This window comes from Bacillus sp. AY2-1, assembly GCF_008368965.1.
GTDB lineage: Bacteria > Bacillota > Bacilli > Bacillales > Bacillaceae_G > Bacillus_A > Bacillus_A thuringiensis_S.
In genome coordinates, this window is the sequence record NZ_QPEL01000111.1 from 1 (window position 1) to 2,202 (window position 2,202).

Sequence of the window (2,202 nt, forward strand, 5' to 3'; positions counted from 1 at the left end):
AATAAGCTAAGCGCATTATATGTATTTAAACTACATAGGCTAAGAAAAAATAAATAATATATCTTTTGAGAGGAGAAGTATATGCATGGAAATTTTGTATCTTTGGATTGAAAAATATCAAGAGGGAACCATTAATAAACAGGGGTTTAATTTTAGTAGTCAATATAGATTTCAGTATAATCCTAGCATTGGAGAGCTGAATGTTCAGGAAAATCCAAACTACTTGTCTTATTTTTTTAACGAGGGAAATCAATATGATTCATCAATAGGATGGATTCAAAATATTACAGCAATCATTGGAGAGAACGGAACTGGTAAATCAACTATTCTAGAATTTATTATGGATAATTTGACTATCAAAGATGAAGATGAAAGAAAACCTGCATCTAAAGAAGAAATCCGGTCAGTGATTGTGCTGCAAAATTCAGTAACAATGGAGAAGATAGTTTATCACCATGAAGCATTGGAGATTAAGTCTGGTAGTTATAAAGAATATGAATTAGAGCTAATTCCATATGTCAATGAGGAGAATGATGGTTACTGGATTAGAAAAACTATTGTACCAAAAATGAAAGACACTACATTTATCTTTTTTTCTAATATTTTTGATGCAAAAAAGGTTTTTAATCCATTCCAAAAGGTTATAAATCTCTCTACCAATTATTTGATTCGTGATGATATAGGTATAAGATTCAAAGAAACTTCATTAAGTGAATCCCTGATGCATCGATATAAAGAGATTGAAAGGCAAATTGAATTTGTTTTCAAATCTTCACTTAAGTATGAATTTGTACATGAAATCCCAGTTCCTACAAAAGTAGAAATTATGTTGGCTGATGAAGAACGTAAAATTTGGAGAAAAATAGAAAACGCAACAGATCAGTTAGGTTCTTTTTTTAATTGGTTTTCGGAAAATTTTCAAAACGTTGTGTATGACGTTCCAACAAGAGAAAGTTCAAGTTATTCTGAATTCCGTCTCTCATTTTATTTTGCCATGGTGCAACATTTATATATGGAAATACTAGGTGCCTCTGCAAAATTTCGTGAAAAAATTGCAGAGTGGCTAGAAGAAACGAAAACATATCATGATAATAATTTTTTACATATCCAGCTCATGTTTACACATTTGTTGAATAAATTGGACGAATTTATTGGTAGAAATAATCAGGATAAAACAGGAAATGAAAAAAGTGTTTTTAATGATGCTGAGATTGCCAGAACTTTAATTAAAAATATGTATAATGCTCTAATTTCCATGGATGAATGTTTACAAGAAGGGTGGGCTCAGGAAGAGGATTTTGATACAATCACTATGAAATTAAAAATGGAACATCAAGAAAAGTTCCTAAAGTTCTATGGTTATTATAAAGAGTCTTATAGAAGTCATCCGTATCTAAATTTTGATTGGCTAGATCTTAGTTCTGGCCAAAAGGCAATGCTTAATCTATTTGCTCGTTTTTATACTACGGTTAATGAGGAAAGCTATAAATCAATTAATGTAAATGATAACTTGATAATCTTGATTGACGAAGGGGAGCTATATTTTCATCCGCAATGGCAAAAAAAATTTATTCAGCTTTTAATCCGATTTTTAACGAAATTATATAAAGGTAAGAGAATACAGTTGATTTTAACATCAAATTCACCGTTTATTATTTCTGACCTACCTAGTTCTAACGTCATTTTTTTAGAGAAGACTCCAGATGGAATGGAGGTAATTGATGGATTGGAAAATCATCAACAGACTTTTGCTTCAAACATTCATACCTTGTTGGGACATTCTTTTTTTATGAGAGAGGGTTTAATTGGTTCTTTTGCAAAAGAGAAAATAAATAATATTGCCAACCTTTTAATTAATGGGAGTAAAAAGGAAGTTGATGATAGGAAAGAAGAAATTGAAAAAGTTATTCAAGTTATTGGAGAACCATTAATTAAAGACCAACTTTTAAAAGAGTTAGAAGTGCATGCTAAGGTAAAATTATTAACAATAAATGATGAAATTGAATTTATAAAAAAGCAACTGAGTAAACTGGAAGGTAAAAAGAAATGATATATATTCATCGAAATAACTTTTCAAGATTAGCTATGGATCATTATAATAATTATTTTTTAAAATTAGGGCTAGATAAAAAACTATGCAACCTTTTTGAGGAAGAGAGTAATCCCATAAAAAAATCTTTTTACAAAAGGTTATATGAAGAT

The 2,202-nt window shown here is 29.6% G+C and carries 1 protein-coding gene; it reads left to right on the top strand.

All coding sequences use genetic code 11. From position 1 onward, the window contains the following. The first annotated feature begins 85 nt into the window (after positions 1-85). Complete coding sequence (locus DN403_RS23230) at positions 86-2,050, top strand: AAA family ATPase (RefSeq protein WP_149185784.1); 1,965 nt, start codon at positions 86-88, stop codon at positions 2,048-2,050. Positions 2,051-2,202: the final 152 nt, after the last annotated feature.